Below are 25,445 nucleotides of genomic sequence, written 5' to 3'. Positions count from 1 at the left end.
GGACGCGTCGCGTCGGACAGTCGCGCGGACACCGCTCGGCCTGCCCGCCGACTGACAAGTACTGACAAGTGGTGTCTGCGCGGACGGTGGCCCCACGTCCTGGGCCTGTCCGGTCCCGGAGGCGTCCACGGTCGGGGGATCGTCTCCCCTTGTCAGGGCCTCGACGAGTGGGTTACCGACTCGTTAGGGTGCGCCGACGGACAACCATGCCGGACGAGGAGGGTGCTGTGGCCGGGACGAGCGACGCGGTCGCCGACGACGACGCGCTGTATGTGCTGACCGCGGTGCTGCTGACACCGGCGCAGTTCCCGAGTGTGCTCGGTGACGACTACCCCGCCGCGTGCGGGGCGCTCGCCCTCGAACCGTACGCCGAGGGGTACGGGCTGGTCCTCGGCCAGGACGGCAGCGGTGCGCGGTGGACCGTCGTCGTCGAGGACGTGTCGCTGGTCGCCGTCGCGATCGCGGCCTGGGACTGCGGAATGGAGTACGACCTCTCCCCCGACGACCGCTCGGTGGTCTGCGCGTTGCCCGGCTGGCCCCTCGCGGTGGGGGTCGCCGCTCCGGGTGTGGCCGCCCCGCACGATCCGCTGCCCGACCCGGAGGCCGAGGGCATCGACCGGGCGCCGCTGGCCCCTCCCGACACGGAAGCGTGGGGGCCCGCCCAACGACGCATGGGTGCGGACGAAATAGCACACCAGTGGGCGGCCTGGCGCGAGCAGATCGACGACGAGACGGCCTTCGTCGGTCCGGGCAGCATGCAGGGCGCCCGGGGCGGGACCGGCGACGGCATCGTCACGGCCGAGAAGGGCGAGGCGGGCGACGGGACCGGGACCGCCGACGAGAACGGCGGGGCGGGCGACGGGACCGCGGACGAGGGTGGGCTCAGGGCCGGAGCCGAGAGCGCGCCTGGGGCCGGCGGCGAGGTCGAATCCGGCTCCGCGGCGGCCGGACATGCGGACGGAAACGCGGCGGCCGGACATGCGGACGGAAACGCGGCGGCCGGACGTGCGAACGGGGACGGGGCGGCCGGTGTCGGCGGCGAAGCCACGAGCCATGGGCCCGACGCCCTCCCCGGGAACCCCGCGGCACAATCACCCTCCGGGGCGCACCCCGGCGTACGGCGGGCGCTCTCGGAAGCCCGTGCCTATGTGGACACCGCGCCGCCGCCCGGGCGTGTCAGGTCCTCCTTCGCCACCGGCGACGCCCGCATGCTGCGTGCCGACGGCCCCGGCTGGTCACTGGTCGCCAGGACGGACGACATCGCCTTCGTTCTGCTGGACGAGGAACCGGGCGAGGTGTTGCCGGTCGGGCGCGGCAAGGAACTGCCCGGCTTGCTGAAGGCGCTGAACGAGCTGGCCGTACGACCGGTCTGACCGAGACTCCCGGAGCGGTGCTTGACCGTGACTCCCGCGTGCGCGTCTCCCCCACGCCGACCCCGGCCGGCGGGGGGACGCTCTTCCGGTTCGGTGGGTGAACGCATAGGCCTCGTTCCTGCTCGCCGTCCGCACTCCCTCGCTCCCGGGAATCCCCGTCGGCACTCCCCCGCTCCCGGGAACTCCTGCCGGCTCTCGCTCCCGGGAATCCCCTCGGCGCCGCCGCCATACGGTCAGCGGCCACCTATTTCCTTGCGGGTGATCCGACGGAGCCTGCGGCGCTGCCCCGGGTCCAGCAGCAGATAGGCCACCGCCGGCACTCCGACCAGGACCAGCAACGACAGCCAGAAGCCGATGATCGGCATGAGGATGATCGCCACGACGACTCCCCCGATGGCGATCTTTGCACTGTTCGACATCGTCCACGCCTCCTTCGCGGCCCGAAGCCGCTCCTGTTGTGAGAACGCCTGCGCCCGCCCGTCGGTTCCAGCCGGCACCAGGCTTCGTCCGGTCCAGGACGCCTCGTACGTCCGCAGGCGTCCTGGTCCGGTCGACCGACGTGCTCGTCCGGTCCACAGACGTGCTCGTCCGGAGGGCCGGCGTCCTCGTCCGTCTTCGGATGCTCTCGTCCCGACGGCCGACGTCCTCACCTCAGAGGTTCGCCGACTTTGTGCATGTGCTGCAGTGCTTGCCGGTAGGACTCGATCAGTCCGGTCTCCGTGTACGGCATGCCGAGCGCTTCGCAGTGGGCACGCACCATGGGCTGTGCCAGGCGCAGATGCGGGCGCGGCATGCTGGGGAAGAGATGGTGTTCGATCTGGTAATTGAGTCCGCCGAGGAACCAGTCGGTGAGGACGCCGCCGCGTACGTTGCGCGAGGTGAGGACCTGGCGCCGGAGGTGACCCCAGCGCTCGCCGTCGGGGTCGGGCATTTCCATGCCCTTGTGGTTCGGCGCGAAGGCCAGGCCCAGGTGGAGACCGAACAGCGCATGGTGCACCAGCCCGAAGACGACGGCCTTCCCCGGAGACATGACAGTGAGCAGCAGCGTCGCGTAGAGGCCGAGGTGGGCGACGAGGAGCAGTGCCGAGAGCGCGCGCTCCCGGACGGGCTGCTGCCGCAGGTACTGGAAGCCGGAGATCTTGAGCGCGATGCCTTCGAGAAGCAGCATCGGGAAGAACAGTCCCGCCTGGTTGCGGGTGAGCCACCGGGCGAAGCCCTCACGCTGGGCCGCCTGCTTCTGAGTCCACACGAGGGCGCCGACGCCGACGTCCGGGTCCTTGTCGATGTGGTTCGGATTGGCGTGGTGGCGTACGTGCTTGTCGTTCCACCATGCCTCGTTCATCCCGAGCAGCAGATTGCCGTGGACGAGGCCGATGGCACGACTCACTCGGCGGTCGCCGGTTATCTGGGCGTGTCCGGCGTCGTGTCCGACGAAAGCGGAACGGGACCAGAAGATCGCCAGGGGCGGTGCGAGCAGCAGGGTCCACCAGGTGTTGCCGAGAAGGAACATGCCGGTGAGCACGGCACCCAGCGCGATCAGGTTGGTGGCGATGCCTCTCGTGTACCAGCCGGTGCGCCTCTCCAGGAGTCCCTGCCCCTTGACCGCGCGCAGGAGGGGCGCGAAGTCGCTTCCCTGGCCCCGGGCGTCATCCGGGACGCCGGCACCCACAGCACTTTCCGCACCGTCACGGGTGCCCTCCTCGACGGTTGCTACGGACTGCGGCATGAGGTCTCCGGTCTCTGAAAGGCAGCGCTGACCTGTAGAAACGTATGGTGACCAGCGGTGCGGCAGCCATGGCGCCACCACCCGGCGTCTCCGGGGGGAAGCCCCCTGCCCCGAAGGGGGTGCTGGCTACACCCCCGCAGGCGGCACACCGGCGTCCCCCGGCGGCCACGTGGGGCGGCCCCGCTGATGGGGCGGCCTCGCTGTCCGAAAGTGGGCCGGATCACGGCAGTTCCGCTCACGGGGGCGCGCGGTGGTGGAGTACCCTCAGCCACTCGATCCAACTAGTCAAATTTGAGGAATTCGGCATCGCTGTGCACAGTCTCCCTGCGGCAACGCTCTCCGAGATCACCGCACTCTCCGGCTGCTCCGTGGTGTTTCTGCCCGCGGACCCTTCCCGAGCCGGCCGTATCGCCTTCTGGCATCCCGACGGCAGCAGTCCGCCCTACGCTCCCGGTTCCGTCGAGGAGCTGATCGTCGTCGGCTCCGACGCGCGGCCGTACGCCGTACCCGCGCTGTTCCTTCCGGTGCGGGACGCCCTGCCCGTCCTGACGCGGGCTCGGACCTCGGCGCATGCCTCCGGTGCCGCGGCCTTCTGGGGCGCCGCCGCGCTCCTCGCACTGCAACTCGCCGCCCGTGGACTGCTGTTGCCGGGGCTCAGCGCCACCGATCACGATGCCTGGCGAGCCGGGCCCTTGACCGCGGACGATCAGCTGAGGATCCGTACGCTGGCTGCTTCGATGCCACCGTCGGCCCACGCCGTGCCGCTCGACGCGGCCGCGCGGCCCGTGCTGCTGCCCGAACCGGAACAGTTGCTGCGCGCGTTCCTCGACGCGGTGGCGGACGGTCTGCCCCGCACCCCTGCTGCGGCCTTCGCCACCGGCGGCCCGGCGTTCGCCGTCGACGCACCCCAGCATCTGCCCGGACAACGGGCCTGGGCCACCGATGTCGCGGCCGGACACGATGCGGGCGTCCGGCTCTCGCTGCGGGTCGAGGCCTCCGGGCTGACGGCCCCGGACGAAGGGGCACAGTCCACTGGCGGGCCGTCCTTCCGCGTCGTGGTGCAGATCCACAGCGTCAGCGATCCTGCACTGGTCGCCGATGCCTTCGACGTCTGGGCGGGAACCGCCGCCGCTTTCGGCCCCCGGACCCGGATGGATGCCTTGTTGGCGTTGCGTCGGGCCGTCCGCGCCTGGCCCGCACTGGCCCCGCTGTTGTCGGCCGCGGTTCCCGACTCCATCGAACCGGCCGACGAGGAGCTCGGCGAACTCCTCGGCCCCTCCGGACGTGCGCTCGCCGCGGCGGGAGTCCAGGTCCACTGGCCCAGGCAACTGGCCCGTAAGCTCACCGCGCGTGCGGTGATCGGCCCGCCCGACGACACCGCGAGCCAGGAGTCCCAGGGGCTCGCGGGCGTCGGATCGGACATCGCACCGCTCCTGTCGGCCGACGCGCTGCTGACGTTCAACTGGCGGTTCGCCCTGGGCGACGAGAAGCTCAGCCGTGCCGAGCTGGACCGCCTCGCCGAAGCCAACCGGCCGGTGGTGCGGCTGCGCGGCCAGTGGGTGCTGATCGACCCCGAAGAGGCCCGGCGGGCCCGGCGGACCCAGGACCGCAAGGTCACTCCGATCGACGCGCTCGGAGCCGTACTGACCGGTTCCACCGAGGTCGACGGCCACCGGGTCGACGTCCACGCGACCGGCTGGCTGGAGCAACTGCGCCACCGGCTGGCCGACCGGGACTCCGGCGGGGAACGGAGCGAGCAGCAGACCGTGGAACAGCCACCGGCCCTCGCCGCGACCCTGCGCGACTACCAACTGCGCGGCCTGGACTGGCTGCACACGATGACGTCGCTCGGCCTCGGTGGCTGTCTCGCCGACGACATGGGGCTCGGCAAGACCATCACACTGATCGCGCTGCATCTGCACCGGCAGAGCATCGAATCGGCCGCCGGGCCGACGCTCGTGGTCTGTCCGACGTCGCTCATGGGCAACTGGCAGCGGGAGATCGAGAGGTTCGCGCCCGGCACGCCGGTACGCCGCTTCCACGGCGGATCGCGCACCCTGGGCGGCCTGGAGCCGGGCGAGTTCGTTCTCACCACGTACGGCACGATGCGGCTCGACGCGCCGAAGCTCGCGGACATCCGCTGGGGCATGGTGGTCGCCGACGAGGCGCAGCACGTCAAGAACCCTTACTCGGCCACGGCCAAGCAGTTGCGGACGATCGGCGCACGGGCACGGGTCGCGCTCACCGGCACACCCGTGGAGAACAACCTGTCCGAGCTGTGGGCCATCCTCGACTGGACGACGCCCGGCCTCCTGGGCCGGCTCGGCACCTTCCGCACCCGCTACGCGCGAACCGCGGAGGGCGGCGACCCGGCGGCGGCCGAGCGGCTCTCCGCACTGGTGCGCCCGTTCCTGCTGCGACGGCGCAAGTCGGATCCCGGCATCGCTCCCGAACTGCCGCCCAAGACGGAGACGGACCGCGCGGTGTCCCTGACAGCGGAACAGACGGGCCTGTACGAAGCGGTGGTGCGGGAGACGCTGGAGGCGATCTCCGGGGCCGACGGCTTCGCCCGGCGCGGCCTGGTCGTGAAGCTGCTGACGGCGCTCAAACAGATCTGCAACCATCCGGCGCAGTACCTCAAGGAGACGGAGCCACGGATCGAGGACCGTTCGGGAAAGGTGGAGCTGCTGGACGAACTGCTCGACACGATCCTGGCCGAGGGTGCGAGTGTGCTGGTGTTCACCCAGTACGTCCAGATGGCACGGCTGCTCGAACAGCATCTGACGGCGCGCGGGGTACGCACACAGTTCCTGCACGGCGGTACACCCGTGACGAAGCGGGAGGAAATGGTGAACCGGTTCCAGGCGGGCGAGGCCCCGGTCTTCCTCTTGTCGTTGAAAGCGGCCGGTACCGGACTCAACCTCACCCGGGCCGGCCATGTCGTGCACTTCGACCGGTGGTGGAATCCGGCGGTGGAGGCCCAGGCGACCGACCGCGCCTACCGGATCGGACAGACCCAGCCGGTACAGGTGCACCGGCTGATCGCCGAGGGAACCGTCGAGGACCGGATCGCCGACATGCTGGCCCGCAAGCAGGGGTTGGCCGACGCGGTGCTCGGCTCCGGCGAGGCGGCGCTGACGGAACTGACGGATGCGGAACTGGCCGATCTGGTGGAGCTGCGAGGGGGCACACGATGAGCGACGCGTACGACGGCGACGACGGCCGTGAAGCGTACGAGGGCGACGGAAGCAGCGCCCCGGCGCGGGTGCCGGAACGCACGTTCCCCGCGCTGCCGCCCGCGCCCGGCCGGGGCTTCGCGGAGTCCTGGTGGGGCAGGGCTTGGCTGAAGGCCCTGGAGGACACCGCGCTGGACGGCAAACAGCTCAAGAAGGGCCGTGCGTTCGCCCGCGAGGGGCGCGTCGGTGCGGTCTCCGTACGGCCCGGCCGGATCACGGCGGTCGTCCGTGACCGCGACTCGTCCCCGTACCGCAGTGACGTGCTGCTTCAGGAGCTGAGCGAGTCGGAGTGGGATCGGTTCCTCGACATGGCCGTCGAGCGGACCGGGCACATCGCGGCACTTCTCGACCGCGAGCTGCCTCCGCATCTGGTGGAGGACGCGGCCGCGGCCGGACTGGAACTGCTGCCGGGGATCGGCGCCCTGGAGCCGGAGTGCACCTGTGAGGCATGGGACCACTGCCCGCACACCGCCGCGCTGTGCTATCAGGTGGCGCGGCTGCTGGACCAGGATCCGTTCGTCCTTCTTCTCATGCGCGGGCGCGGCGAGCGGCAACTGCTGGACGAACTCCAGGAGCGCATCGTGACCCGGGCCGAGGAGCACGCACCGGGCGGTCCCGCTGCCACCCGCGACGTGTCCGGCGCCTCGGGCGCGGAGGCCGAGGTCCGCGGCGTGCGGGCGGACGAGGCATTCGCCACGCGGGACATCCTGCCCCCGCTGCCCGCTCCCCCGCCGCTGCCGCCGGAGCCGGGCCCGGCGCCGTCGCTGGAGACGGAGGCCGGACCGGAACCCGGCGTCGACCCGGCGGTCCTGGAGATGCTGGCGACGGACAGCGCGGCCCGCGCCCACCGGATGCTGGCGCAGGCGCTGTCTCCCGGTCATGAACAGCAGCCGCTGCCGACCGGTTTGACGCCGCAGCAGGATGCCGTACGGCTGGTCGCCGACGCCCGGCCCGCCGCCTGGATCGCGACACGGCTGGCCGCCGGATCGGGGCGGCCACGAGCCGGACTCGACGCTGCGGTGCGTGCCTGGCAGTACGGCGGGCCGGCCGCGCTCACCGTGCTCGACGAGGAATGGACGCCGGATCCCGAGACCCTGGCCACGGCCCGGGCGCGGCTCGCGGAGGCATGGGAGGAGGGCGAGCAGCCCCACCTCCGGTCGGCGGGCAACCGCTGGACGGCGGTCGACGGCGATGTACAGCTCCGGTACGGGCGCGACGGGCGCTGGTGGCCGTACCGCAAGGAGAGCGGACGCTGGATGCCGGCGGGTCCGGCGGACGAGGATCCGGCGGCGGCATTCGGAAGCTCGCACGTGTCGGACGGCTGAGAAAACCGCTGGTGACGACCGCTCAGCGGCGAACGGGCGGTGGCCGGACACGACGTCCGCGCCGCCCGTCGTCGCGCTCCGTCCCCTCGTCGTCCCTCGATGCCACCGGCCCCGCCGCCCCCTCGTCGCACGACTGACTCCGTCTCCGCACCCAGCTTCTCCAAATGCCCCGATACCTGGGCCGGAGCGGTCCGCGGCCGTGGTCCGGTGCCTCCATCACCCGCCCACCCAGGGCGATTTCGAACTCCTGCCGTCTTCCGCCACCCGTTCGGCGCCCGTACGGTAGGGCGCGCGAGACGAGCGACCGTCCAGCGGAGAACACCTTCCGGTCATCGGACAAAGGGGAGCCACAGGGTGTCGGGGGATTCGAGCAGCGAACTGTCGTGCTCCGGGGAGGACCTGGTGTCCGGTGTCCGCGAGTTGCCCTTTCCCGCCCCGCAGACCGGTCCCTTCCACATGGTCGGTGCGGAGCACGGCGACACCGTCGGCGCGCATCTCGTATCCGTTGAGACGGCCGGGGACTCGGGTGCCTCGACGACCGCACCTCGTCGCCGCGGGGTGGCAGTGGATGCCCGCAGGCGGACCTCGTCGCCGTCTCCACCACTGCCTGCGCGAGACCGCACCGCTGACGCCCAAGCCCCGACCCCATCCCCCACACAGGAGTTCCCATGCACCGCAGAAGGATTCTTCAGGGCGCCGCCGCGACGGCGGCTGCCGCGCTGATTCCCGCCTCCACCCGCGCCGCGGCTTCCACGGTGGCAGGCGACACGGACTATCCGCTCGCCCACTGGGCACCGGCGTCCACGTCCAACTACACGGCGTCGACCCGCCCCTCCGCCTATCCGGTCCAATACGTGATCATCCATGTCACGCAGGAGACGTTCTCGGAGACGCTCGGGATCTTCCAGAACCCCGCGAAGCAGGTCTCCGCCCACTACGTGGTGCGCTCGGCGGACGGCTATGTCGCCCAGTGCGTCCGGGAACAGAACGTCGCCTGGCATGCGGGCAACTGGGACTACAACACGCGCAGCATCGGTATCGAGCACGAGGGCTGGGTGGATCAGCCCTCGTACTTCACGAACGCCATGTACGAGCAGTCGGCGCTGCTCACCGCCTCGGTCTGCGACCGGTACGGCATACCCAAGGACCGTGCCCACATCCTCGGCCATGTCCAGGTCCCCGGAACCGACCACACCGATCCGGGGTCCTCGTGGGACTGGGTGCGCTACATCCGCCTCGTCAATCTCTACTCGGCCGGCTGACGCACCGCCCCTCACCGCCTCGTCCCGTTGCTCCCCGCACCGCGGTTGTCGCAGACGTCGACTGCGGCCACGATGGGGCGTGCACGACACTCCTGGACGGGAGGGTGAGTTGACGGACCCCTGGGTGGCCCTGGAAGCCGATACGGATCCCGGTGCGCGGCTTGGCGAACTGCGGCGCGCACACGAGGTGTTCACCACCGCCGGACGGCTGGAGCGGCCGGTCCGGTCGGTGGTCGGCGAGTCGTGGCGGCGCTCGGTGCGGGCCCGGGTCAGCCCGGACGGTGCGGCGCTGGTCGAGCTGGGCGCGGACGAACTGGGCCCGTACCGCGACGGGCATCCGCTGGCACCCGCCATGCCACTGATCCGTGAGCTGATGAGCGCCTACGCGACGGACGGCGAACATCTCCTCGCGGTGTGCGACGCGCACGGCAGACTGCTGTGGGTCGAAGGGCACCCGGCGCCCCTGCGGGCGGCGGGCCGGATGAACTTCGTGGAGGGTGCCCGCTGGGCCGAGTCCGCAGCCGGGACGAACGCACCGGGCACGGCCATCGCCGTGGACCGCCCGGTGCAGGTCTTCGCCGCCGAGCACTTCTTGCGGCCGGTCCAGCGCTGGACCTGCGCGGCGGCGCCACTCCACGACCCGCACACGGGGCGGGTCCTGGGGGCCGTGGACATCACCGGCGGAGACCGTCTCGCGCATCCGCACAGTCTGGCGTTCGTGCAGGCGGTGGCACGCGCCGCCGAATCGCAGCTCGCGCTGCTCGCACCCCCGCCGGACGGGGAGACCGTGCGGCTCAGCGCCCTCGGCCGGGACGAGGCGCTGCTCGTCGCGAGAGGCCGCACGATCCGGCTCAGCCGACGGCACAGCGAGATCCTGGTGACGCTGGCCCGCCGCCCCGAGGGCCTCAGCGGCGACGAACTCCTCGTCGACCTGTACGAGGACGAGTCGGTGACTCCGGTGACACTACGGGCCGAACTCTCCCGGCTGCGGCGGCTGCTCGGCCCCGAACTCCTCCTGTCCCGCCCCTACCGGCTCGCCGGGCCGGTCGACGCCGATTTCGACACGGTGGCACGCCGACTGGGCTCCGGCGCGGTGGCCGCGGCGCTCAGCGCCTACGCGGGTCCACTGCTGCCCGGCTCGCAGGCACCGTCCGTCATCCGGCTGCGGCGCCACCTCGACGAGCAGCTGCGGGCGGCACTCATCGCGCGCGGCGACCCGGGGCTCCTGGCCGACTGGGCGTACAGCCCCTGGGGCGAGCACGATCTTCCGGTCTGGCGGGCGCTCGCCGCCGCCGTCCCCGCCGGACAGCGTCCCGCCCTCCTCGCCAGGGCCCGGACGCTGGACTCCGAACAGCGATGACCACTCCCCCGGCGCGCACGCAACGGGGTTGCAACGTCGCCCCGGATACTCTCGCGCCGAGGGCCGTCCAAGGGCGGGCGGCACCGGATCCGGGAGGCCACAGAGATGACCCGTTACGCTGCGCCGGGCACCGAGGGCGCCATCGTCTCGTACGAGTCGCGCTACGACCACTGGATCGGCGGCGCGTACGTCCCGCCGGCCCGGGGCCAGTACTTCGAGAACCCCAGCCCCGTCAACGGCCGCCCCTTCACCGAGATCGCCCGGGGCACTGCGGAGGACGTCGAGCGGGCCCTGGACGCGGCACACGCGGCAGCCCCCGCCTGGGGAGCGACCGCGGCGGGCGACCGCGCCTCGGTCCTCAACAGGATCGCCGACCGGATGGAGGAACATCTGGAGGAGCTGGCGGTCGCCGAGAGCTGGGACAACGGGAAACCGGTACGCGAGACCCTGGCCGCCGACATCCCTCTGGCCATCGACCACTTCCGCTACTTCGCCGGCGCGCTGCGCGCCCAGGAGGGCTCGCTCAGCGAAATCGACGACGACACGATCGCGTACCACTTCCACGAGCCGCTGGGCGTCGTCGCGCAGATCATCCCGTGGAACTTCCCCATCCTGATGGCGACATGGAAGCTGGCTCCGGCGCTGGCGGCGGGCAACGCCGTGGTTCTCAAACCGGCCGAACAGACCCCGGCCTCCATCCACGTGTGGCTGAAGCTGGTGGCCGACCTCCTGCCGCCCGGCGTCGTCAACATCGTCAACGGCTTCGGCGCGGAGGCCGGCAAGCCTCTGGCGTCCAGCCCGCGCGTCGCGAAGATCGCCTTCACGGGTGAGACCACCACGGGGCGGCTGATCATGCAGTACGCCTCCGAGAACATCAAGCCGGTGACGCTCGAACTGGGCGGCAAGTCACCCAACATCTTCTTCGACGACGTGTGGAACGCGGACGACGATTTCCGCGACAAGGCCCTCGAAGGCTTCACCATGTTCGCCCTCAACCAGGGCGAGGTCTGCACCTGCCCGTCACGCGCGCTCATCCAGCGCGGACACTACGGCGAATTCCTGGAGGCCGGAATCGCCCGCACCGAAAAGATCAACCCTGGCCACCCGCTGGACACCGACACGATGATCGGTGCGCAGGCCTCCAACGACCAGCTCCAGAAGATCCTTTCGTACCTGGACATCGGCCAGCAGGAGGGGGCGAAAATCCTCACCGGCGGTCAGCGGATCGAGTACGACGGGGAACTGGCGGGCGGCTACTACGTCCAGCCGACCGTCTTCGAGGGCGACAACCGCATGCGCGTCTTCCAGGAGGAGATCTTCGGCCCGGTCGTGGCGGTCACGTCGTTCTCCGACTTCGACGACGCGATCAGCACGGCGAACGACACGCTGTACGGCCTCGGCGCGGGCGTGTGGACCCGCAACATCAACACCGCGTACCGGGCGGGCCGTGCCATCCAGGCGGGCAGGGTCTGGACGAACTGCTATCACGCGTACCCGGCCCACGCCGCCTTCGGCGGATACAAGCAGTCAGGGATCGGCCGCGAGAACCACAAGATGATGCTGGAGCACTACCAGCAGACGAAGAACCTTCTGGTGTCGTACTCGCCGAAGAAACTGGGCTTCTTCTAGACGCCAAAAAGGGCGCCTGACCAGGTGTTTCACCTGTCAGGCGCCCGGAGCAGTGAAGCGACCAGGTCCGGAGGAAAGGTGACACCCAGTTCCTCTTGCGCTGCCACAATCTCCTCATCTCCCACGGGCGGCTGAAGCGTGGCGAAAGTGCGAGGCGCGTGCTCGCGCAGCCACGCGTCGATGCGGTTCCATGAGTCCTGGACCAGGTCTGCTGTCATAGGGCTGCCCCTGGAGTCAGACACTGACAGCTTGATCGTCGCTCACCGGCCCTGCCCGCCGTGTTTTGCGTTCAGTCCGGCCAAATCGAGTGTGACTCTTGTCCCGGCTCACCAAGCCGTCGACACCGGATGCTCCCGTCGCCAACTCACGCGCTCACTCGCGAAGCGAAGCGCTCAGTCACAATCACCCGATCGGTGGCCAACTCGAAGAAGCTCAGTGATCCACTGGGTACTGGCTAACGAAATGAGCCGCGAGCTCACAGGAGAATCCACCCCACCTGGCGAATCGAGACCGGCGAATCAGTCAACACGCCATGAACGCTGATCAGATGCCCTCTCACGCCGACGACGCGGCATACCCACCCCCTGCCCCCTGGTGGGCGTTCCCGCCCGATTTCCGGCTACTCGGTCCGGGCTACGGCAACTGTAGGCGGGGTCCGGGAGGCGCTGAGGGCGGGCACCATTCCCGCGGCGGCGGTTACCAGGAGGAGGGTGGTGAAGACCGCCGCGAGCTCCCCGGCCGGCACGCTGAACGGGGCGCTCGTCCGGGCGACACGGATCATCAGCCAGGAGTAGGGCATAGCGAGGGCCAGACCGAGGACTCCGCCCAGTACGCCGTAGAGCGCGCATTCCGCCGTGACCATGCGGTGCACGGCCGCTCCGCTGAGCCCCAGGGCCCGCAACAACCCGAACTCTCGCTTGCGTTCGACGACGGTGAGACTTGCCGTGGTCGCGACTCCGACGACCGCCACCAGAACGGTCAGCCCCAGGACCATGATCACCGTCGTGGCCATCGTCTGCAGGTCGTCCGACTCTCCGGCCTGCCTGGCGGAGTCCTCGGCGATGACGCGGCCGTCGCCGCGCTCCGGGCCGGTCAACGTGTCGGTGACGGCCCGCTGTGCGTGTATCCGCCCCTGAGCGCCGTCTTCCGAGGCGTTGGCGGTCACCTTGGTGGGCGCTGCGGCCACTCCCATACGGGTGAGATCTGCGGCGGGGACGAAGAAGTTCCCTCCGTAGGGGCCGGCGCCGGGCAGTGTCGCCGCCACGATGAGGTGCACGGGGCGGCTCTTGAACTTCAGCGTCACGCGGTCGCCCGCTTGGACCCCGAGCCGGTGGGCGTTGTCCGCGTCCACGACGACGTGGGAGGGTTCGAGAGGGTCGAGGGAGCCGGTGCGGGCGGTCAGGCGGACGCCGGAGCGGACGGTGCCCAGGTCGAGGTCGGAGATCGTCGCGCTGTGGGCGCTGTCGATGACCTCCGCTGTGCGGAACGCGCTCACGCCGGTCAGTTCGGGGTGAGAAGACAGATCGGCGGCCAGCGACCGGTCCAGTGACTCGCTGTCTCTCCCGTACAGGAGGAAGTCAGCGGGTGCCTCTACCGCCTGCCGGTACCGCTCGTAGGCTTGCAAGGAGGCAAGGCAGGTCAGAGTCGAGCCGACCAGACAGACGCCGAGGGCCACGACGACCGAGACCGAGGCCGCCCTGCCCGGCGCACCCCCGACGCCCGCGACCGCGAGGCGCCCGGCCGCACCGGTGCGGCGCAGTGGCACGGCGACGGCCGCCAGCACTGGCCGGACCAGACGGGGGCCGAGGGCGATCAGCGCCAGGAAGGCCAGCCCGCCCGAGAGCACCACGACGGTCAGCGCCGTGAACCGGTCGTACTGCGTGTCGCCCGGCTGGGGCAGCCCGTCGTACTGCTGCCAGGCGAGCAGCGCGGCGCCGGCCGCGCACAGCAGGCCCAGCAGGGTCCGTCCGATGCCGCTCACCGCGCTCTCCTCGGACGCCGCGCTGCGCAGGGCTTGCATCGGGGAGACCCGTGAGACGGTCAGAGACGGGGCCAGGACCGCCAGGATCGCCAGGAGGCCGGTGCCGAGAATGGTGAGAACGGCCTCCGTCAGCGGGACGTGGGAGGGGGCGAACAGGTCGTGCCCGAACCGCCCGGCGACCGGAGGGATGAGGTGACCGCAGCCCCAGGCCGCCAGCACACCGGTCGTGCCGGCCAGCAGGCCGACCACCGCCCCTTCGACGACGAGCGCGGCGGCGAGCCGTCGCGGGGTCGCCCCGATGGCGCGTAGCAGCGCCAGCTGGCGTACGCGCCGTGCGAAGACTATGCGGAAGGTGGAGGTCGCGACGAGAACGGCCGCGCCGACGGCGACGGCGAGGAAGACGGTGACCAGCTCCAGGGTGTCCTTCGCCTCCGACACCGCCTCACGGGCCTCCTCCTCCCGCACCTCGTCCCCGGGCCGTACCTGAGCTCCGGGCACAGCCTGCCGGATCCGCTCCGTCAGCTCCGACGACACGGAACCGGCCGCGGAGGACGCGGTGTCGGCGCGGATGTCGATGCGGGAGTAGCCCGACACGCCGAGCAGCGCGCCGAGTTGGGCGCCGGGGGCGTACCCCGTGGGCTCCGCGTCGGTCGTGGCGGTGCTGCGGACGATGCCGCTGACCTCGACCGGCACCCGTCGGGTGCCTTCGCCGTCGGCTTCGGGCTGCAGCAGGGTGAGCGACGATCCCGGGGCCAGATCGTATTCCTTCGCGGCCTGGGTGTTGACGGCGAGCCGGCCCGGGCCGGAGGGGTACGTGCCGTTGAGCAGCCGGACTTCCGCCAAGGCGCCGGTGCCCGGGTCCGCGGACAGATCGAGGTAGCGTTCGACGGCGCTGCCGGCCAGCGGGCTGCCGCCGTCCATCCGGCCGACGGCCTCGGTGACTCCGGGCGTCTTCCGGACCTCGCGGAGGCGGGCCTCGCCGATGTCCTCACCGTCGTCGCCGGGCAGGACCACCAGTGACACCGCTTCGGGTGTTCCGCGGAACTTCTCGACGACGGTCGCGGTGATGATCTCCTGGGCCATGACGGCCCCGAAGACGACGAATGCCGCGATCAGCAGCGACAGTCCGGTCGCCGCGAACCGTCCGGGCCGCCTCAAGAGTTCCGCCACCTGGGAGCCCAGGACGGTCGCACGCCACGGCGTCCTCATCACCGCCTCCCCATGACATCGGTGGCCAGTGCGGCGGCCTGCCCGGAGGGGGCGGCGTGCTCGTCCTTCACGACACGACCGTCCGCGAGGGTCAGCACCCGGTCCGCGTAATGCGCGGCGACGGGGTCGTGGGTGACCATCACGACCGACTGGCCGAGGTCGTCGACGGACCGGCGCAGCATGGTGAGGACTTCGGCTCCGGCCCGGGAGTCGAGGTTGCCGGTGGGTTCGTCGGCGAAGACCACCGCCGGCCGGGCCACCAGCGCCCGGGCCACCGCGACCCGCTGCTGCTGGCCCCCGGACAGCTCGGCAGGGCGGTGCGACACCCGGTGGGCGATGCCGAGGACTTCGCAGAGATGGTTCACCAGCTCGCGGTCCGGGCGCCCGCCGGACATGGTGACGGGCAGCACGATGTTCTCGTAGGCCGTCAGCTGCGGCAACAGGTTGAACGACTGAAAGACGAACCCGATCCGTTCCCGGCGCACCCGGGTCAACTGCCGGTCGGACAACCCGGTGATCTCCGTTCCGTCCAGGACGATGCTTCCGGAGGTGACGGTGTCGAGTCCGGCGGCGCAGTGCATCAGGGTCGACTTCCCCGACCCGGAGGGGCCGACGACGGCGGTGAACCGGGCGCGCTGGACACCGACGGACACCTCGTCGAGGGCCCGCACCTCGGCGGTGCCCTGACGGTACGTCTTGACCAAGGCGGTGGCAGTAATGACGTCGTCCGGTGTGTGGCCGCGGGCGGTGTGGAGAGCCATGGGTCGGTTCTCGCAATCCGGGTCAGGAGCCGAGCGGCGGCATGGAGAGGGTGACGCCGGAATCCGAGCAGTGTCCCCGCGTGTCCTCCTGGAGGTTCTTCACGTCCTTCGTGGACGGCGCTTCGGGGGACTTCTTGGCGGTCTCCAGCGCCCACCCCTCGTACTGGGAGATCTTGGCTCCGAGGTAGCCGTCCTTCATCTGCGCGCGGCGCATGTCGCCGGTTTCCTTCCACCACTTCTCCGCGTCCGGTACGGGGCCGGTGGAGATCGCCTCGGCCTCGGTGATGATGCGCTGCGCCAACCGGCAGTCCTCGGCGGACGCCTGGCTGAGCTCGTTGCGGTCCTGCCACCAGTACCCCGCCCCGGCGGCCAGGGCCGCGGCGATCACGGCCGTGACCGCGCCGATGACGAGGCGGTTCCGCTTGCGATTCTGCGTGGTGGGCGTGGTGTTCATCGGGTCCTCCAGTGTGTTCTCGGCCGCGTTCGGCGACAGTGAGAAGTCTGGAGTTCGGCGGCCCGCCGGGCATCGGCCACGAATCTGAGATCGCACGCGGCGGATCTGCAACGCCTGACGAGGTTGCTCCTGCGCCTCCAGGGGCAGAACCCGGCGGCGCTCCTGCACTCTCAGGGGGAGGGACGGACGAGCCCCGACTCGTAGGCGAACGCGACGGCCTGGGCACGGTCCCGCAGGTGCAGCTTCGCCATGAGGTTGCCCAGGTGCGTTTTCACCGTGGCCTGCGCGACATACAGGTCCGTCGCGATCTCGGCGTTGGACAGTCCCCGGGCGACCAGGGCGAGCACGTCCCGCTCGCGCGCGGTGAGGACGTCGAGCCGTTCGGCCTGTCCGTTCGCCGGTCCCAGCCGGTCGGAGACCCGGTCGAGGAGCAGCCGGGTGATACGCGGCGCCACCACCGACTCACCCGCGGCCAGGACCCGGATGGCGTTCACGACCTCCGTGGCGGGAGCGTTCTTCAGCAGGAAGCCGCCCGCTCCGCTGCGCAGCGCAGCGAACGCGTCCTCGTCGTTGTCGAAGGTGGTCAGCACCAGCACCCCGGGCGGATCGTCCATCCGCATCAGCTGCTCCGTGGCCTGGATGCCGTCCATGACGGGCATGCGGATGTCCATGATGACGACGTCCGCCTCGACCTTTCGCAGCAGGTCGAGGGCGTCCGCCCCGTTCTCCGCCTCACCCACGACCTCGATGTCGTCCTGACCGGCCAACACCATGGAGAAACCGGCCCGGATCAGCGGCTGGTCGTCCACCACGGCCACCCGGATCGGCCTGCCTGCCTGCGTCATCACTTCGTCCTTGTCGGAATCGAGGCACGTACGTGCCATCCGCTGCCGAGCCGGGGGCCGGCCTCGAAGCTGCCGCCGGCGAACTCCACCCGCTCCCGCATCCCCACGAGTCCGTTCCCTCCGGAGTGCCCACCGACGCCGCTGCCGACGAGGGTGCCCGCTCCGTCGTCGATAACGCTGATCAGCAGAGTGTCCTGCTCCTCACGGAGCCGGATGTCGACCCCGGCCCCGGCTCCGGCGTGGCGGAGCACGTTCGTGAGGCACTCCTGGACGATACGGAAGGCCGTCATCTCCTCCGCCGGCGACAGCCGTCCTTCGCCGACCTCGACCGACACGTCCACGGTCAGCCCGGCGGTCCGTGCGCGTTCGGCGACAACCTGGATCTCGTCGAGGCTGACCAGGCGCCGTGGCGGGCCGCTGTCGGCGGAGTCCGGGTTTCCCTCGCGCAGCACCCGGACGATGCGATGCATGTCGTCGATCGCGTCCCGGCCCGTGGCGGCAATCGTCTTCAGCGCGGACTGCGCCATGTCCGGCGACTTCCGCAGCACGCACTCGGCGCCGTCGGCCTGAAGGATCATCACGGCCAGGCTGTGCGCCACCACGTCGTGCAGTTCACGGGCGATCTCGGCCCGCTCCCGGGCCGCGGCCAGCCGGACTCGCTGCTCCTGTTCCCGCTCGACGTGCCGGGCGCGGGCCGCCTGGCTCTCGGCGTAGAGGCGCCGCGTGTGCAGGGCGAAGGCCGTCAGCCAGACCGTCAGCGTCAGTCCCCAGAAGATCAGGAGCGTTTCGAGATCGACGAACGGCTCGATGCCGAGAGCCGGCACCCCCACCGTCCCGGCCGCCGTTGCCAGCAGCACCACGGCGCCCGCGAGATACGGCATCCAGGTCGTCCGGGAATGATGGATGACCGACATCATGGCGAACAGCACGGCCACGTCGTACGAGGCCGGCGCCGACGCCAGCGGAAAGTCGGGCAGTCCGTACAGGACGAACTGGACAACGCTCAGCGCCAGGACGACTGCCATCACCGTGCTGGGGAACCGTCTGCGGGCCAGCAGGCACAGTGCCATCAGCCCGCCCAGGAGCAGGTCGTACTCAGCGCCGTAGTACTCCGCTGCCACCAGGACCACCAGCGCGACACCCATGTCGCAGGCCCGGGCGACGGCACGTCCGTACCGACCGGACAGCGCCATCCAGGCCGACGAGACCGGGACCGTCCTCCCCTCAACCAACCCTCGTGCCTCTCTCCTCCGGCAAAAGCGCAACCGCGTGGCCTGCGGCACAAGTGCCTTCGGGCCGCGAGGACTTCGCGATGAGGGCGATACCCTCACGCGTCCATACTGCCTCAGCGCGCGACCGGCGTGCCGCACAGCGGCGCCGGACGTCTCAGGGACCGAGGGCACCCGGCGTCGGCGACGATTCAGCGGTTGCGGCGCACGAACGCGCCCACCACGTGGCACGGGTGTCCGACGGCGGGTGGATACCGATTGCGCGAGGTTTTGGCGGAGGACGAGTTCGTCATTCCGCCACGATCTTGCCCAAAGCCCTTCTAAGATCGCTGGCAAGGCGGTTCTCCGCATCTCTATGTACTCCCCCACGAGCAGGGCGTCAGGCCCTTCTGAACGCTGAGAGCAGGAGATGACATCTACGAATGAACAAGCGAAGGGAGCCGCGCCCGAGCCACGTCGGCGACGGCCGGGCGCGCTCCGTCGCCGCACCGTCGGCTGCCTGGCCGCGCTCTCCCTGGGAATCGGTAGCGGCTCGTTAGCCGTCGCGCCTGCGGCGCACTCGCAGGCGGGGGACGGATCGGTGACGGTCCGGGTGATCCGGGCGGTGGACAACAGTGGCGTGTGGAAACCCGCGCTGGAACCCGGCATCGCGGGCGTCAAGGTGACCCTCACCGACGACGCCGGGACGGGTATCGAGGGAGTCACGGCGGCCGACGGCACCGTGACACTGGCCCCCGAGTCGGACGGGACCACCAGCGGCAAGTACCGGGTGCAGGTGGTGAATCCGAAGCCGGGTGTGCTGTTCCCGGCCTTCGCCTCGCGCCAGGGACTGGACGGCGCACCCGACCAGTTGAGCAGCAATGAGGAGTTCGTCGACCTCTCCGACGAGAAGAGCGTGACGTACACCACCGGGCTGTGGAGTCCCGGTGACTACTGTCAGAAGAACGCACCGTTGGTGACGACCTGTCAGCCCACTACGCGCGAGGGCGGGACTCAGCGCACGCTGGTCTCCTTCCCGTACGACGCGCGCGGCCAGGACGGCGTCGACGTCAATGTCACGAACATCGCCACCAACGCCGAGACCGGCACGCTGTTCGGCATCGCGTGGGACAAGGCCGAGCAACGGGTCTTCTCCTCGGCGCTGGCCAAGCGCACCACGGACTACGGTCCGGGTGGCGCCGGGGGCATCTATGTGACCGATCCCGCGCAGAAGAAGACCACCCTGTTCACCGTTGTCCCGGACGCGGGGACGACGGCGCACGGCTCGGGTACTGACGACGCCTTCCTCACCGTGCCGGGCAAGGAGAGCCTGGGCGGCATCAAGATCACCGATGACGGCAAGGACCTGTTCGTCGTCAACCTCAACAACCGCAAGCTCTACCGCTATGACGCCACGGTGGCGACCGCGGCGACGCCGAAGGCCGTCTACGCGATCCCGGACCCGGGCTGTCCGGCGGCGGCGGACTGGCGCCCCTTCGGCCTGGGGATGCAGGACGGCACCGGCTACCTCGGCGGGGTCTGCTCGGGCGAGTCCACCGGGAAGGCCTCGGACCTGCGCGCGGTGGTTCTGCCCTTCGACCTGGGCACCGGCACCTTCCAGAAAGCCGTGCTGAACCAGCCGCTGGACTACCCGCGCGGCTCGACGGTCGGCGCCGGCCCGTGCGACGGCGCGGGCTGGTTCCCGTGGACGAGCACCTACCCGGTCTCGCAGGACGGCCGGCCGTGTGGCAACTCCACCATCGCCCAACCCGAACCGGAGTTGGGCGAGATCGCCTTCGAGACCGACGGCTCGATGCTGCTGGCTTTCCGCGACCGCTTCGGCGACCGCGCGCCGGCCGGTCCCACGCCGAACTCCGCCGCCATCGTCATGTCGGGCGGTGACCTGAACAAAGCCTGCCCGGCGGACGGCACGTATGTGATGGACACCAACAACGGCTGCGGGCTTTCCCCTCGGGGCACCCGGTTCTTCGACACCAGCTGGGGTGGTCACCGCAACACGGCATTCGCCGGCATGGCGCTCTCCAAGGCCGAGAACACCATCGCGACCTCCGCATTCGACCCCAACCACACCGCCCTCGGGTACGGCACGTCGTTCCTCCGGCGCGATGGCACGCAGGACCCGGAGTTCGGCCTGCGCCTCAACCCGCCGGACACCGTGGCCCCGTTCGGCAAGGGCGCCTCGATGGGCGACCTGGAGGTGCTCTGCGACCAGGCCCCGCTCCAGATCGGCAACCGGGTCTGGTACGACCCCGAGCGCAAGGGCATCCAGAACCCGGGGCAGCGGCCGGTCGTGGGCGCGACCGTCAACCTGTACGACGAGTCGGGCAAGCTCGTGGGCACGACCGAGACGACGGCGCGTGGCGAATACTACTTCGACGACTCCAATGTCACCGGCGGCCTGAAGCCGAGGACCAAGTACACCATCCGCCTCGACAAACCGGCCGACTACGCCAAGGGCGGCCCGCTTTACCAGTGGGTGCCAACGGACGCGGATGTCGGCGACAACCACTTCATCGACTCCAAGGGAATCGTCCCACGCGACGCGAAGTTCCCGGAGCGGGCACTGACCACCGGCGGGCCCGGGGAGAATGACCACACCTACGACTTCGGTTTCCGGCAACAGGAAGGCGTGCTGCGCCTGGTCAAGCACGACCAGGACGGCAAGCCGCTGGCGAAGGCGAAGTTCCAGCTGTGGAAGGAGACGAATGGTTCCGACGGCTTGCAGGCCACCGGGACGGAACCGGACACGCCGGTCGACAAGCCCTGCCTGACCGGGACCGACGGCATCTGCCAGGGCGCCGGCGCGCCGGGGACGTACTACTGGCAGGAGGTCAGCCCGCCCGATGGGTACGCCGTGCCCGACGTGGCGGTGTTCGGGCCGCTGGTACTGACCTCCGACAACCTTGACGAAGGGGTCTCGGTGACCGCGGTCAACCAGCGGCTGCCCGGCCCCGCTCCGACGCCGACACCGGGCAAACCGGGTTCGCCGGGGGCTCCAGGCGCCCCGGGTGCACCGGGTGCACAGGGCCACGCGTCCAACTCGGGCCTGGCGTCCACCGGCATGAGCCAGGCGGTTCTGCTGGCCCTGGCCGGCTGCGCCGCGCTCACCGCCCTCGGCGGGGCTCTGGTCGTACTGATGCGCAGGCGAAGGGCACAGCACCGCTGGGCCGTGTCCGACACATAGCGCCGTCCGCCCGGAGGGCGGGGCCGGCGGTGTCCGGCGCGTGCGATCGCAAGGCGGAGGGTCGTCCTCGTAGTGGGCCTACTCGGACGATCCTGACAACGCAGCGAGCGTGCGTGTCAGGCGCCGCCGGGCAGGCGGGATTCGTCAGACACAGCCTGAAGGGCTGTCCCGAAGCGGGGCGACCGGCACCGGTGACCCACCGGGCCGGACTGGGCGGGTTCGCGGACCAGCGGTTCGCGAACCCGCTCTCCTGTGTGACCGACCGACGAGAGAAGGCGACCGCATGGCTCGGAAGAGAAAGACCAACGGCCGTACGCCGCGTCGGGCCCTCTGGCTGAGAACACTGATCGCGATCACGGCGTGCGGTGTCGCAGTGGGCGGCCTGGCCGCCTACCGGACCTTCTCCGACGACACCGCCACCGAACGGCCGGTGACGACGGAGGAGGCGTCCAGGCTGGCGCTGTCGCGGCTGAATCTGTACCAGGCCAGTCCCGTGACGGTGACCCTCACCGCCACCGAGGGCGGCGGAGTGGCGGTGCGGGTCAAGGGGGTCGTGGACTACCGAACCCACCGGGCCGTGGGGAGCTACCAGGTCACCGGATCCTCCGCGACCTCCGGACCCGCCACCGGGCAACTCGACCACGGCCTGATCGTCTGGGACACCGGCGGCCTCGGCCTGGCCCCTGCGCCCAAGGGAGACAACAGCCCGGCCTGGCAACAGGCCGAGCACATCCCGCGCTCGGGCTGGTCCGCGCGCTCCTACACGACCGATCCCCTGGACGCCGGGCTCCAACTGCTGATCGGGCTCGGCGCGAACCGCCCCGACAACCCGCTGTTGCTCGCACAGTCCGGGGCTCGCCGACTGGGGCGCGACCGCATCGACGGCCGCAGCTACGACCGGTTCGCCGGGCCGCGAGCCCAGGGCGCCACGCCCGGTGCGGGGCCTGACGGCGGACGTTCGCCGCTGACGTACTGGATCGACGGCGACGGCGGCCTCCGGCGGGTGACGATGCGGATCTCGGGCCTGGGAACCCCGACCACCCTGGAGTTCTCCGGACGCGACGCCCGCGCGAAGCTCCCCGAGGCGCCATGGGCCACCAGCTGACACCTCCGTGCCGATGCGCCCCGGCTACGGTTGCCGACGCCCCTCCTTGGCCCACCCTTCGGGGCGGCACGGTGAACGGGGACCGAGTCCACCGCAACATCGTGCTCAGCGCGAGTGCGGCACGGCGTCCACGTCCTTCGGGAGCGGGTACGCGGCCGCGTCGACGGCCCCGGGCAGGCCGGTCGCCGGGCTGCCCGGGGCCGTCGGGTCCGGCATGGACGGCTGGGCGGGCGGGGCCGTCACCTGGCTGAACGGGACGCCGGGCGGCGCCTGCACCGGCGCGGTCCGGCCGGTGGGCAGCGCGCCCCGGCCGCGATGGCCACAGCCCGCGCGACCCTCCAGGCCGTTCGGGCTCTGGGTGTCGGGCCGGTTGCCCGCGAAACAGTTGCCGGGGTCGGCCGAGGCCAGCACGAGGTCGATGCCGTTGCCGGTGGCGCGGTTGCCCTCGACGCGATTGCCGCTCGCCGGATGCCCCGGCGGGTCGGTGACAATTACCCCGGCCGCCCGGTTGCCCCGGACCAGATTGCGCTGGACACGGTTCTCCGTGCCGCCGCCGATGCCGATGCCGATACCGAAGCCCCCGTCCGCCTGCTCGGGCGTGTCGGCGGCGTTGTTGTCGGCGACCACGTTGCCCACGATCACCGCGCCGTGCTGCGGGGCGAGGGCCTCCAGGTCATTGGAGTTGACCGTGACGCCGACCCGGTTGCGGGAAACGCGGTTACCCAGCACCGACAGGCCGTCCGAGGCATTGGTCAGTTCGATGCCGACCGCGTTGCGCTCCACCGTGTTGCCACGGACGACGGTGCCGCAGGGCTTGCACTGGCCGACGTAGATGCCCGAGTCGGCGTGCCCGGAGGCGTAGGAGTCCTCGATCACCCCGTCGCGCGCGTCAAAGGCGTAGATGCCGTACAGACCGTTGTTGTACGACGTCACCCGGGTCGCACGGAAGCCCCGGACGGGAGGGAAGCGGGAGGTGTCCAGCGGGTCGTAGGCGGAGCCGCCGGCGCCGCGCTGCTGCAACCGCTCGTCGGTGACGCCGGTGAACAGCACACCGTTGGCGAGGTAGCCGTGCACGGTGAGGTTCTCGACCACCGAGCCGGCGCCGGTCACGGTGATGCCGTTGGCCAGACGCACACCGCCGTCGAAGACCACCGCGTTGCGGTCCGTTCCGCGCAGCACCACGCGGGGCCTGGTGACGCGCACGCTCTCCCGGTACACACCCGGGCCCACCAGCACCGTCTCACCCTCACGAGCGACGTCCACGGCCTGCTGCACCGAGCGGAAGTCCTGCGGAACGCGCAACACGCTCCCCGCCGGATGCCGCGCATCGGCCGATGTCGACCCCGTACCGGAGCACCCGGTGGCCACCATCGCGACCAAGACGACCAGCACCGACAGACACAGCGCCGCCCGGAACACCGCCACCGAAACCGCCGTACGCGCCAACATGCCTTCTGCAGACAGGATTTGCATGGCAGTTGTTTTATCGTCTCCAATAGGCGTATGCCCACTGAACAGGGAAATGCGCAGGATTCATCGAGCCCCGCGGCAACCCATGTCGGGCGGCGCCGGGCACTGCTCGCCGGCGGAGCGGTGCTCGCCGCCGGGATCGGCGCGGCGGCCGACGAACTGGCGAGAGACGGCCGGACAGCCGGCCGTGCCACCGCCGGCGCACCGCCGGCCGAGACCGCGATCCTCTTCCACGGCGCTCGGCAGGCGGGTGTCACGGCGCCCCAGCAACCGGCGACGCATCTGCTCTCCCTCGACCTCCCTCAAACCTCCGCCGCCACCGGCCGGAAGATCCTGCGCAGCGTCCTCGACACGCTGACCCTCACGCTCGCCACCGCGGCCTCCGACGCCCCGTCGGACCCGCGACTCCAGGGCGGCGGCGCGACCCGGCTCACCTCCCTGGTCGGCATCGGCCCCGCCCTCGCCACCCGCCTCGAACTCAACGTCCCCGCTTCCCTTGGCATGTTGCCGCCCTTCCCCGGCGACCGCCTCGACCCGCACCGCAGCAACGGCGATCTTCTGATCCAACTGTGCGCAGCCGACCGCTGGACCCTCACCATCGTCTCCGAACTCGTCGGCAGGGCCGCGCACGCCGCCGGCGCCGTGCCGCGCTGGACCCAGTCCGGCTTCCTGCCCCTCATGCCTCCGGGCACCACCCCTCGCAACCTGTTCGGCTCCAAGGACGGCATCGCCAACCCCGATCACGCGGCGGCCGAGCAGTGGATCTGGGGCCCGCCCGGAGCCCACCGGAACGGCACCGTTCTCGTCTACCGCAGGATCCGCATGGACGTCACCGGCTTCGCGGCCCTCCCCGAGGGCGAGCACGACCGAGTGATCGGCCGCCGCGCCCGCGACGGCGTCCCCCTCAGCGGCACCGCCGAGCATGACGAGCCGGACATCTACGCCAAGAACCCCGACGGTTCCTACGTCATCCCCGCCACCGCCCATGTGCGTCTCGCCAGCCCCCGCTTCGACGCCGGCGCCCGTATGCTCCGCCGCAGCTACAGCTACGACGACGGCCCGACCGACCGCGGCCTCCTCTTCTGCGCCTTCATGCGCGACCCCGCCCAGTTCACCCGCGTCCAGAACCGCCTGGCCGCCCGCGACGCCCTCACCCCCTTCCTCCAACATCGCGCCTCGGCCGTGGCCTACGTCCTGCCCGGCACCGCACCCGCCGGGACTCTCGGCGAACAGCTCTGGACATGAAGCCCGCCTCACTCCCCCTCTCCTCGGCCACATGAGCGACCAGGCGGCCGT

Annotated in this window: 17 protein-coding genes; 9 read left to right on the top strand and 8 right to left on the bottom strand. The window is 70.9% G+C overall.

Annotated elements, in window-relative coordinates; all coding sequences use genetic code 11:
- The first annotated feature begins 227 nt into the window (after positions 1-227).
- Positions 228-1,373, top strand: a complete 1,146-nt coding sequence (locus ACFVUT_RS02780; protein ID WP_389643136.1) for a hypothetical protein — start codon at positions 228-230, stop codon at positions 1,371-1,373.
- A gap of 233 nt (positions 1,374-1,606) precedes the next feature.
- On the opposite strand, the gene ACFVUT_RS02775 is transcribed toward ACFVUT_RS02780, so the two are convergent.
- Positions 1,607-1,792, bottom strand: a complete 186-nt coding sequence (locus ACFVUT_RS02775) for a hypothetical protein (protein WP_389643133.1) — start codon at positions 1,790-1,792, stop codon at positions 1,607-1,609.
- Between the two features lie 227 nt (positions 1,793-2,019).
- On the bottom strand, positions 2,020-3,099 hold the full coding sequence (locus ACFVUT_RS02770; RefSeq protein WP_389643130.1) for a fatty acid desaturase family protein: 1,080 nt from the start codon (positions 3,097-3,099) through the stop codon (positions 2,020-2,022).
- A 311-nt stretch (positions 3,100-3,410) separates the two neighbouring features.
- Here ACFVUT_RS02770 and ACFVUT_RS02765 point away from each other — a divergent pair, with 311 nt between their 5' ends.
- From ACFVUT_RS02765 to ACFVUT_RS02745, 5 genes are all read left to right on the top strand, one after another.
- Positions 3,411-6,296, top strand: coding sequence for a DEAD/DEAH box helicase (locus ACFVUT_RS02765; protein ID WP_389643128.1), 2,886 nt, complete (start codon positions 3,411-3,413; stop codon positions 6,294-6,296).
- Complete coding sequence (locus ACFVUT_RS02760) at positions 6,293-7,660, top strand: SWF or SNF family helicase (RefSeq protein ID WP_389643125.1); 1,368 nt, start codon at positions 6,293-6,295, stop codon at positions 7,658-7,660. The genes ACFVUT_RS02765 and ACFVUT_RS02760 overlap by 4 nt, the downstream gene beginning before the upstream one ends.
- A gap of 668 nt (positions 7,661-8,328) precedes the next feature.
- Positions 8,329-8,922, top strand: coding sequence for an N-acetylmuramoyl-L-alanine amidase (locus ACFVUT_RS02755; RefSeq protein ID WP_389643122.1), 594 nt, complete (start codon positions 8,329-8,331; stop codon positions 8,920-8,922).
- A 109-nt stretch (positions 8,923-9,031) separates the two neighbouring features.
- Positions 9,032-10,282: a GAF domain-containing protein gene (locus ACFVUT_RS02750; RefSeq protein ID WP_389643119.1), complete on the top strand. Its 1,251-nt coding sequence runs from the start codon at positions 9,032-9,034 to the stop codon at positions 10,280-10,282.
- A gap of 105 nt (positions 10,283-10,387) precedes the next feature.
- On the top strand, positions 10,388-11,911 hold the full coding sequence (locus ACFVUT_RS02745) for an aldehyde dehydrogenase family protein (protein ID WP_389643116.1): 1,524 nt from the start codon (positions 10,388-10,390) through the stop codon (positions 11,909-11,911).
- A gap of 619 nt (positions 11,912-12,530) precedes the next feature.
- On the opposite strand, the gene ACFVUT_RS02740 is transcribed toward ACFVUT_RS02745, so the two are convergent.
- The 5 genes from ACFVUT_RS02740 to ACFVUT_RS02720 all read right to left on the bottom strand — a co-directional run bounded on the left by ACFVUT_RS02740 (position 12,531) and on the right by ACFVUT_RS02720 (position 18,354).
- Positions 12,531-15,101, bottom strand: coding sequence for an FtsX-like permease family protein (locus ACFVUT_RS02740; RefSeq protein WP_389643113.1), 2,571 nt, complete (start codon positions 15,099-15,101; stop codon positions 12,531-12,533).
- Complete coding sequence (locus tag ACFVUT_RS02735) at positions 15,101-15,862, bottom strand: ABC transporter ATP-binding protein (protein ID WP_389643110.1); 762 nt, start codon at positions 15,860-15,862, stop codon at positions 15,101-15,103. The genes ACFVUT_RS02740 and ACFVUT_RS02735 overlap by 1 nt, the downstream gene beginning before the upstream one ends.
- 22 nt (positions 15,863-15,884) lie before the next feature.
- Positions 15,885-16,316: a hypothetical protein gene (locus ACFVUT_RS02730; protein WP_389643108.1), complete on the bottom strand. Its 432-nt coding sequence runs from the start codon at positions 16,314-16,316 to the stop codon at positions 15,885-15,887.
- Between the two features lie 170 nt (positions 16,317-16,486).
- Complete coding sequence (locus ACFVUT_RS02725; protein WP_389643106.1) at positions 16,487-17,161, bottom strand: response regulator; 675 nt, start codon at positions 17,159-17,161, stop codon at positions 16,487-16,489.
- Complete coding sequence (locus tag ACFVUT_RS02720; protein ID WP_389643103.1) at positions 17,161-18,354, bottom strand: histidine kinase; 1,194 nt, start codon at positions 18,352-18,354, stop codon at positions 17,161-17,163. The genes ACFVUT_RS02725 and ACFVUT_RS02720 overlap by 1 nt, the downstream gene beginning before the upstream one ends.
- Before the next feature lie 445 nt (positions 18,355-18,799).
- On the opposite strand from ACFVUT_RS02720, the gene ACFVUT_RS02715 reads away from it, so the two are divergent.
- Positions 18,800-21,574 (top strand): SdrD B-like domain-containing protein, encoded by a 2,775-nt coding sequence (locus ACFVUT_RS02715; protein ID WP_389643100.1) that lies wholly within the window; start codon positions 18,800-18,802, stop codon positions 21,572-21,574.
- Positions 21,575-21,857: 283 nt separating this feature from the next.
- Positions 21,858-22,679 (top strand): hypothetical protein, encoded by an 822-nt coding sequence (locus ACFVUT_RS02710; protein WP_389643097.1) that lies wholly within the window; start codon positions 21,858-21,860, stop codon positions 22,677-22,679.
- A 105-nt stretch (positions 22,680-22,784) separates the two neighbouring features.
- On the opposite strand, the gene ACFVUT_RS02705 is transcribed toward ACFVUT_RS02710, so the two are convergent.
- Positions 22,785-24,152 (bottom strand): nitrous oxide reductase family maturation protein NosD, encoded by a 1,368-nt coding sequence (locus tag ACFVUT_RS02705; protein WP_389643095.1) that lies wholly within the window; start codon positions 24,150-24,152, stop codon positions 22,785-22,787.
- A 30-nt stretch (positions 24,153-24,182) separates the two neighbouring features.
- Here ACFVUT_RS02705 and ACFVUT_RS02700 point away from each other — a divergent pair, with 30 nt between their 5' ends.
- Positions 24,183-25,394 carry a Dyp-type peroxidase gene (locus ACFVUT_RS02700; protein ID WP_389643093.1) on the top strand — a complete coding sequence of 404 codons (1,212 nt, stop codon included), beginning with the start codon at positions 24,183-24,185 and terminating at the stop codon, positions 25,392-25,394.
- Positions 25,395-25,445 lie beyond the last annotated feature (51 nt).

The organism is Streptomyces sp. NPDC058051, from assembly GCF_042885475.1.
Lineage (GTDB): Bacteria > Actinomycetota > Actinomycetes > Streptomycetales > Streptomycetaceae > Streptomyces.
The sequence above is the reverse complement of the archived record's forward strand: the minus strand, read 5'-3'. Positions and strand labels throughout refer to the sequence as shown.